Genomic DNA, 9,048 nt, shown 5'->3' with positions numbered 1-9,048 from the left:
TCGTACTCCGGACCGGCATCCAGCACACTCATTTCCAGTGCGCTGTCATAGACTCCGCTGCCGTTGCGCGCCAGGCGATTCGGCAGTTTCAGCGTGCTGCGGTGCAGGTCGGCGTTAAATGTCATCTTGGCATTGTAACCAAGATAAAATTATGTGGGCCGGGATTTCGCCAGCTCTTCCAGCCGGCGATGCCGTTCTTCCTTGCTCAGCGCCGCCAGCCCGGCGACCGCCACATAAAATTTCTTGAGGGTCTGCTGCTGGGCCAGCAAAGCCTTGAAACCGGGCACCAAGTCGTAATAGGTCGCCACCAGCGCCAGATGGGCGTTCGACAACGGTTCGGCAAACCAGTGGTCGTACCCGGCGTAGCCGCCCCACTTTACCTTGAGCGCCTGGTAATCCACTTGCAGAGCGAGGAAAATCGCCGCCTTCTGCTGCAGCTTTTGCGCATCGCTGAGCCCGCTCGCGTAATTGCTTGCCAGCCGCTGCCGGTACTGCAGCAGCAGCGCCAGGAATTCCTCCTTGCGTCCTTCAAACTGGACATAGGCGTCGCGCGTCTTTTGGCTGCCCACCGCCGCCAGCCAGCGTTCGACGCCGACCTGCTCGACCGTGGTGGCGAATGACTCGTTGAATTGCGTATCGTCCTTGGCGTACACCGTCTGGTGCGCCAGCTCGTGGAAAACCAGGCGCGCCAGCTCGCCGTCGGGATAGCGGATGAAGGTCGACAACAGCGGATCGTTGAACCAGCCGAGCGTGGAATAGGCCGGCACGCCGCTGACTTGCACATCGTAGCCTTGCTGACGCAGGCTGGCGGCGAATTTCTTTGCGGCGTCCTGGCTGAAATAACCGCGGTAGTTGACGCAGCCGGCAATCGGGAAACACCACTGCTTGGGCTCCAGCGACAAAGCCGGCGCCGCCACCACATTCCACAAGGCGAAACGGCGCTGCAGGTCGGCATACTCGGTGTAGCTGCGGTTGTCCGGCAGGTTCAGATCGCTCACCGCGAAGCGGCGGATCTGCTTGGTCAGTTTCAGCTTGGCCCTGAGGCCGGCGTCGATGTTCGGATCGGCCAGCCATTCATCGACCGGATGGGCACGGTCCAGCAGGGAAAACTGGCCGTTTGCCGCCTGCCCGTAATACGCCAGCTGGGCGCAACCGGCTGCCGCCACGGCTAACAGCAAAACCGTGAGCAGCCGGCCATTCATGCCGGCGCTTTTTCCACTTCCACCAGCACATCGTAGAAGGTTGGCGCCCGCCCCATGTCGGTCAGGCGCTGGCTGGTCACCTCGTTGGCGTTCTTGCCGTCGCTGGCCATTTTTTTCCACCAGATCGACAAGCCCACCACCAGCCCGATCCGCGCCTTGTCGGTCACTCTCAGCCTGGCGTTGAAACTGCCGCGGTCGTTATAGATGCGCACCGCATCGCCGCTGGCCAGGGCTCTTGCCGCGGCGTCGGCCGGATGCATGTCCAGGTGCGGCTCGCCTTCGGTGTCGCGCAGGCTTTTCACGTTAACGAAACTGGAATTGAGGAAGTTGCGCGCTGGCGGTGAAATCATCGCCAGCGGGTACTTCCTGGCCAGCTGCGGATTGCTGGCCGGCGATTCATAGGGCGCGATATAGGTCGGCAAGGGATCAAGTCCGTCCTTCAGCATTTGCGCGCTGTAGAACTCGCACTTGCCGGATGGCGTCGGGAAACCGCCATGCGCGAACGGCGCATCGGGCACGTTCAGTTTTTGCCAGCCTTTTTGTTTCAGCGCATCCCAATCGAAATGGATCGCCCGCTCATTTTTCCGGTCAAATGCCTGCGCCGCAATTTCATCGTCGGTTTCGCGGAAACAGGCGTCGTCGAAACCCATGCGCGCTGCCAGCAGGCGGAAGATTTCGGTGTTCGGCCTGGCTTCGCCCAGCGGCGCAATCGCGGCGTTATTCGCCAGCATGTACAGGTGGCCGTAGGCCGAGTGGGCATCCACGTGTTCCAACTGAGTGGTGGCCGGCAGTACGATATCGGCGTAATCCGCGGTATCGGTCTGGAAATGTTCCAGCACCACGGTGAATAAATCTTCGCGCGCAAAACCGCGGGCGACGGCGCCGGATTCCGGCGCTACCGCGACCGGATTCGAGTTGTACACGATCAGGGCTTCGATTTTCGGCCCGAACTCGGGCGAGGCTTCGCGCAACAGGTCGTCGCCGATGGTGCTCATGTTGATGGTGCGCGGCGCCATCCCTTGTTTGAGCAGGAAATCGGGACGCTGCAGGAACTGGTTATTCTTTGGAAAACTGTCCGAGGTCGACAGCTGCACGCCGCCGGCGGCATGGCGCCAGGCCCCGACCAGGGCCGGCAGGCAGGTGATATTGCGCACCGCCATGCCGCCGCCGCGCACACGCTGCAAGCCGTAGTTGACCCGGATCGCCGCCGCTTCGCCGCGTTGCGCCGCACCGCCGTAGCTGCGCGCCAGTTCCAGCACTTCGTCGGCGCTGATGCCGCACACTTCAGCAGTCTTCTGCGGCGTCCAACTCGACACCTGCTGTTTCAGCTGCTCGAAGCCCAGCGTGTATTGCGCGATGTAGTCGTGGTCTAACAGGTTCTCGGCAATCAGCACATGCATCATGCCCAGCGCCAAGGCTGAATCGGTGCCCGGCAACAGGGCGATGTGCTGGTGGCATTTGTCGGCGCTCAGGGAGCGATACGGATCGATTGCGATCAGTTTGGCGCCGCGCCGTTTTGCTTCCTGCGCTCGCATCCAGAAATGCAGGTTGGACGCTATCGGGTTGCCGCCCCAGATCAGGATCAGCTTGGCGTTCTGGAATTGTTCGAGGTCGGTGCCTACCCTGGCGCCTATCGTGTATTTGTAGCCGGTGCCGCCGGCCGAGGCGCAGATGGTGCGGTCCAGCAGCGAAGCGCCGATGCGATTGAAAAAACGCATCGCCATCGACTCGCCCTGCACCAGGCCCATGGTGCCGGCGTAGCTGTAAGGCAGGATGGCTTGCGGATTGCGCGCGGCGATCTCGCTCAGCCGCCCGGCGATCGTGGCGATCGCCTCGTCCCAGCTGATCTGTACGAATTTCCCCTCACCCTTGTTGCCGATCCGCTTGAGCGGATGCAGCAGGCGGTCCTTGTGGTAAGTCCGTTCGGTGTAGCGCGCGACCTTGGTGCACAGCACGCCGGCCGTGGTCGGGTGGTCCGGATCGCCGCGCACCTCGGTGGCGACGCCGTCGGTGACAGTCACCAGCAGCGCGCAGGTATCGGGGCAATCGTGCGGACAGGCGGCACGGACGGTAGCAGTAGTCATAATGTCATCAGAATCAAGGTGCTTCAATCCGCTACTTTAGCAAAATCCGTTCAAACAAGATGCATTTGATGGCTGCTGCTTACTTCCCGGCTGGCAGCTGCATCTCCGGATCCATCAGGCGCAGCATGAACGCTTCGCACTGGACCAGCTGTTCCAGCGCCACGAATTCATTCGGCCGGTGCGCCTGTTCGATGCTGCCGGGGCCGCAAATCACGGTGGGAATGCCGGCGCGCTGGAACAAGCCGGCTTCGGTGCCGTAGGATACCGCGCCGTTCGGCTTGTTGCGCGCCAGCGCCGCCGCCAGCTGGACCACGGCGTCGCTCTCCTGCATGTTGAGGCCGGGAGCGGAGGCCAGCCATTCGAAGTCGATGGCGGCATTCGGCTCCACTTTTTGCATTTCCGGCAACAAGGTGGCGGCGAAATCCTGGATTTCCCGGTACAGGCGTTCGGCGTCGATGCCCGGCATGGTGCGCGCCTCGAAATCGAACTTGCAGTCCTTGGGCACGATATTCGCCGCCAGCCCGCCCTGGATCAGCCCGGTCTGCATGGTGGTGTAAGGCACGGTGAAACCGTAATCGCGCGTTTCCAGCTGGGCGAAGCGGTCTGCCATCTGGCGGATATAGACGATGATGCGCGCCGCATACTCGATCGCATTGACGCCCATGGTGGTGTAGCTGGAATGCGCTTCGCGGCCGCGTACGCAGCAGCGGAAACGATGCGTGCCCTTGTGTGCAATGATGGGCTGCATCGAGGTTGGCTCGCCGACAATGCAGGCCGCCGGCTTTAATCCCAGTTCCTGCAGATCCTTGATCAAGCCTTGCACGCCGATACACCCTACTTCTTCGTCATACGACAGCGCAAAGTGCAGGGGCGCCGCCATGTTGGCAGCCAGGAACTGCGGCGCCAGCGCCAGGGCGGTGGCGATGTAGCTTTTCATGTCGGCCGAGCCGCGGCCGTACAGCAAGCCATCCTTGATGGTTGCCTGGAACGGATCGGTATCCCAGACCTGGCCTTCGACCGGCACCACATCGGTGTGGCCGGACAAGATCAGGCCAGGCTTCGGGCCTTCGCCCAGGGTTGCAAACAGATTGGCTTTCTTGCCGCTGGCGTCATAGGTCAGGCGCGACTTGACGCCGAGGCCGGCCAGGTAGTCGCGGGTCCATTCGATCAGTCCCAGGTTGGAATCGCGCGATACGGTCTGGAACGCAATCAGGCGTTCGATCATGGCCATGATTTCAGCCGAAGGGGTCAATTGTCGAGTACTCATATCCTGTCCTTTTTATGCCAGTCCATCATTGAGATGGCAGGCGGAAAAATGTTTGGCGCTGACTTCTTTTAATGCCGGCTTTTCTACTTTACAGCGCGGCATTGCATGCGGACAGCGCGGATGAAAATGACAGCCCGGAGGCGGATGCAGCGGCGACGGAATTTCTCCCTTGACCGCAAAAAATTCCGTGCGCCGGACTTCCAGCTTGGGCGCCGATGCCAGCAGCGCCTGGGTGTACGGATGATTGGCGCGGGCAAATACCGTATCGGCAGAAGCCGATTCAACGATACGCCCAAGATACATGATCACCACCCGGTCTGACAAATGCCGTACCACGCCCAGATCATGGCTGATGAACAAGTATGTCAGGTCCAGCTCGTCGCGCAGCTTGATGAACAGGTTCAGGACCTGGGCCTGGATCGATACATCCAGCGCCGCCACCGCCTCGTCGCAAACCAGGAATTCCGGCTTGACCGCGAGCGCGCGCGCAATGCCCACGCGAGCGCGCTGGCCGCCGGAAAACTGGTGCGGGAACCGGCGCAGCATGGCGCCGTCCAGCCCGACCCGCTGCAGCAGACTTTCGACATACTCGCGCTGCTGCGGCGCATCGACCAAGCCGTGCACCAGCGGCGCTTCGCCGACAATATCCTGCACCCGCATGCGCGGATTCAGCGAGGCATAGGGATCCTGGAAAATCATCTGGATCGCCAGCTGCTTCTTGCGTCTTTCTGCAGCGTCCAATTGCTCCAGCGACTGTCCTTTCCACAAGCGCGTACCGGCAGTCAGGCTATGCAGGCCGACCGCCATCCGCCCCAGCGTCGATTTGCCGCAGCCGGATTCGCCCACCAGCCCCACCACTTCGCCACGCCTGATGCCCAGGCTCACCTCGTCCACCGCATGCACCACTTCCTGCTGCATGCCGGCGCCGAACAGGTTGGCGATCCTGGCCGCGCTGTCGAGCGTCTTGACGAACTGCTTGCTGACCGCCTGCAATTCCAGCAGGTTGGGTGCGGATGGCGGCGGCGCCATATTGTTGTCGATGGCCTGGTTCATGACACTGCCTCCACCACGCTATCCCGCAACGGATGGTAGCAACGCAGCATGCGCTGTTCCACTTCGCGCAACTGCGGCGTCTGCCGGCATTCGACCGTGGCATGCGCGCAGCGCGTGCGGAATGCGCAGCCTTCCGGCAGGTTCAGCAGCGACGGCGTCATGCCGGGAATCTGCTGCAGCGGCTGGCCGCGCGGATTGCGCGACGGCGCCGATGCGATCAGGCCGTGGGTGTAGGGATGGCGCGGATGCTCCAGCACTTGCTGCACCGTGCCGCTTTCAACAATGCGGCCGGCGTACATCACCGATACCGTATCGGCCAGCCCGGCCACCACCGACAGGTCGTGGGTAATCCAGATCAGCGCCGTGCCGGATTCGCGGCACAGCTTTTGCATTTCGTACAGGATCTGCCCTTGTATCGTCACATCCAGCGCAGTGGTCGGCTCGTCGCAGATGATCAGGTCAGGCTGGTTGAGCAAGGCGATCGCAATCGCCACGCGTTGCCGCATGCCGCCGGAAAACTGATGCGGGTAGGCCTGCAACCGTTCATCCGGCGCCGGAATGCCGACCCGCACCAGCGCCTCGCGCGACATCTCGCGCGCCACCATCCGGCTCACGTCCTGATGTGCACGCACTGCTTCCATCATCTGGGTATCGATGCGCAGCACCGGGTTCAAGGTCATCATCGGATCCTGGAAAATCATGGCGATCCGGTTGCCGCGGATCTTGCGCATGGCTTCCGCCGGCAAGCTGCGCAGATCCTTGCCTTGCAGCAGGATCTCGCCGGCGACGATTTTCCCCGGCGCGTCGACCAGGCCCATGATGGAATAGCCGGTCATCGATTTTCCCGATCCGGATTCGCCGACCAGGCCCATGATCTCACCGCGCTTGACCGAGAACGAGACCTGGTCGACCGCCTTGACCAGGCCGGCCCGGGTGGCAAACTGGGTCTGCAGGTTATTGACGGTAAGTGTCGTGTCCATATCGAGCCTATTGCGTTTGCAAGCGTGGATTGAGGACATCGCGCAGCTGGTCGGCCACCAGGTTGATGGTCACCACGGTCACCAGCAGGGCGATGCCGGGAAACACGCTGATCCAGTATTTGCCGGACAACAGGTATTGAAAGCCATTGGCGATCAGCAAGCCAAGCGAGGGTTCGGTGATCGGCAATCCGAGGCCGAGGAAAGACAAGGTCGCTTCCAAGGAAATCGCCGAAGCCACTTGCAGGGCGGCCACCACGATCAGCGGCGGCAGGCAGTTAGGCAGCAGATGCCTGAACATGATGCGCAGCGGCGACAGGCCGAGCGCGGAGGCAGCTTCAATGTATTCCTTCTTGCGTTCCACCAGCGCCGCGCTGCGCGTGGTGCGCGCGTAATAGGCCCACTGCACCGCCACCAGCGCAATGATGATCTTGTCGATGCCGCGCCCCGTCAGGGCCAGCAGGATCAGGGCGATCAGGATGGGCGGGAACGACAGCTGGATATCCGCGACCCGCATGATGAAGGCTTCGATGCGGCCGCCTGCGTAGCCGGCAAGCAGCCCCAGCGTCAGGCCCAGCGACAGCGCGATGATGGTGCTGACGACGCCGACCATCACCGAGATGCGGATGCCGTACAGGATCGCCGACAACATGTCGCGACCCTGGTCGTCGGTGCCGAGCAGGTAGGTCATGCTGCCGTCGACCGATGCCTGGCCCGGCTCCAGGCGCGAATCCATCACATCCAGCTTGGCCAGGTCGTAGGGATTCTGCGGCGAGATGACCGGCGCGAATATCGCCGCCAGCACGATCAGCACCAGCAGCACGAATCCTGCGGCAGCAATCCTGCTGCCAAAAAAATTGCGGACAAAACGTTGCCAGGGCGTTTCCACCGCATTGGACATTGGTGTCAGTTCCATCTCAGCCTTTGCTTTCTGCCAGGCGCACGCGCGGATCGAGCAGGGAATACAGCATGTCCACCACCAGGTTGATCAGGATGAAAATGGTGACGATCAGCAGCAGATAAGCGACGATCACCGGCCGGTCCAGCACACGGATCGAATCGATGATCAGCTTGCCCATGCCGGGCCAGGCAAACACCGTTTCGGTAACGATGGAAAAGGCGATGACCGAACCGAACTGCAGCGCCACCACGGTGACGATAGGGATCAGAATATTTTTCAGGACATGGACGCCGATGATGCGGCTGTTGCGCAAGCCTTTGGCGCGAGCGAACTTGACGTAGTCCTGCATCAACGCTTCCTGGGCGCCGGAACGCGTCAGGCGGATCACCAGGGCGATGTTGAACAAGGCCAGGTTGAAAGCCGGCATCAGCAGATGGCGCAGGCCGTCCCAGCTGAGGAAGCTGACCGGCACCCCGAACAGCAGCTGCGTCTCGCCGCGGCCGCTGGTCGGCAGCCAGCCCAGCTGCACTGCGAACACCATGATCAGCATCAGGCCGACCCAGAATGTCGGCAACGAGAACCCCAGGATCGACACCGCCATGATGGTTTTCCCCACCAGGCCATTGGGCCGCAGCCCGGCGAGCAGGCCCAGTGGCAGCCCCAGCACGACGGACAGCAGGATCGCTGCCGACGACAGTTCCAGCGTCGCCGGCATGCGCTCGAAAATCAGAGTCAGGGCCGGCGTCGAATAGGCAAACGAGCGGCCCAGGTCGCCACCGACGGCGTTCTTCAGGAAGATGAAATACTGCAGCCAGAGCGGCTTGTCGAGGCCGAAGGCGACGATCACCTTGGCCCGTTCTATCTGGTCGGCGTCGGGACTGATCAGCACGTCGATCGGATTGCCGATCGCATACACTCCGACAAACACCAGCAATGACATCACCAGCAGCACGACCAGGCTTTGCAATAGGCGGCGGATAATAAAAGCCAGCATCGTTTACCCTAGATTCATCCATAAAAAATCCGCTCGCCGCCATCTGTGAGCGGATGTACACGCGATTCCGCCCGCTTTACTGCGGGTAGAACTGGTAAGCGTGGGTACGCTCATCGGTGCGCGGGACATATACGATACCTTTTTTTGTGGCCCACGTGGTCACTTGCTGGTGAATCGGGATCACGCCGCCGTCCTCGATGACGATCGCCGTGGCTTCTGCAGCAGGCCGGAACGCTCCTTGTCGTCGACGCTGTTCAGGGCTTTGGCCAGCACCGCGTCCATTTTCGGGTTGCAGTATTTCAGCCAGTTGACCGCGCCCATGCCTTTGGCCGGATTGTCGCAAGCCACCATGGCCCGCAGCGGCGACGACACTTCGCCGGTCTGCGCGCCCCAGCCCAGCAGACCGATCGAATATTCGCTCTTGGCGCCGCGCGCCGCATACACCGACATCGGTGCGCCCTCGACCTTGGTGGCGATGCCGATGCGCGACCACATCTGGGCGATGGTTTGCGCGATTTTCTCGTCGTTGATGTAGCGGTTGTTCGGCGTATGCAGGGTCAGGCCGAAACC

The 9,048-nt window shown here is 61.8% G+C and carries 7 protein-coding genes and 1 pseudogene; all 8 read right to left on the bottom strand.

The window, feature by feature from the left end; genetic code table 11:
• Positions 1 to 149: 149 nt before the first annotated feature.
• The gene (locus tag JWQ61_RS05740; protein WP_304359679.1) at positions 150 to 1,202 is read right to left on the bottom strand and encodes an aminopeptidase; all 1,053 of its coding nucleotides are present in this window, start codon (positions 1,200 to 1,202) and stop codon (positions 150 to 152) included.
• The gene (locus JWQ61_RS05735; RefSeq protein WP_304359678.1) at positions 1,199 to 3,286 is read right to left on the bottom strand and encodes a molybdopterin-dependent oxidoreductase; all 2,088 of its coding nucleotides are present in this window, start codon (positions 3,284 to 3,286) and stop codon (positions 1,199 to 1,201) included. Before JWQ61_RS05735 ends, JWQ61_RS05740 begins: the two co-directional genes overlap by 4 nt.
• Before the next feature lie 79 nt (positions 3,287 to 3,365).
• Positions 3,366 to 4,553: an acetylornithine deacetylase gene (gene argE, locus JWQ61_RS05730; protein WP_014007971.1), complete on the bottom strand. Its 1,188-nt coding sequence runs from the start codon at positions 4,551 to 4,553 to the stop codon at positions 3,366 to 3,368.
• A 12-nt stretch (positions 4,554 to 4,565) separates the two neighbouring features.
• Positions 4,566 to 5,606 (bottom strand): ABC transporter ATP-binding protein, encoded by a 1,041-nt coding sequence (locus tag JWQ61_RS05725; protein WP_304359677.1) that lies wholly within the window; start codon positions 5,604 to 5,606, stop codon positions 4,566 to 4,568.
• Positions 5,603 to 6,586 (bottom strand): ABC transporter ATP-binding protein, encoded by a 984-nt coding sequence (locus JWQ61_RS05720; RefSeq protein ID WP_304359676.1) that lies wholly within the window; start codon positions 6,584 to 6,586, stop codon positions 5,603 to 5,605. Before JWQ61_RS05720 ends, JWQ61_RS05725 begins: the two co-directional genes overlap by 4 nt.
• Positions 6,587 to 6,593: 7 nt before the next feature.
• Positions 6,594 to 7,499, bottom strand: a complete 906-nt coding sequence (locus JWQ61_RS05715) for an ABC transporter permease (protein WP_304359675.1) — start codon at positions 7,497 to 7,499, stop codon at positions 6,594 to 6,596.
• A 1-nt stretch (position 7,500) separates the two neighbouring features.
• Positions 7,501 to 8,478, bottom strand: coding sequence for an ABC transporter permease (locus JWQ61_RS05710; RefSeq protein ID WP_304359674.1), 978 nt, complete (start codon positions 8,476 to 8,478; stop codon positions 7,501 to 7,503).
• A 76-nt stretch (positions 8,479 to 8,554) separates the two neighbouring features.
• Positions 8,555 to 9,048, bottom strand: a pseudogene (locus tag JWQ61_RS05705) (ABC transporter substrate-binding protein); the annotation flags it as partial.

The sequence above is a fragment of the Collimonas fungivorans genome (genome assembly GCF_028292705.1).
Taxonomy (GTDB): domain Bacteria; phylum Pseudomonadota; class Gammaproteobacteria; order Burkholderiales; family Burkholderiaceae_D; genus Collimonas; species Collimonas fungivorans_B.
This window is presented reverse-complemented; position numbering and strand designations above follow the sequence as displayed.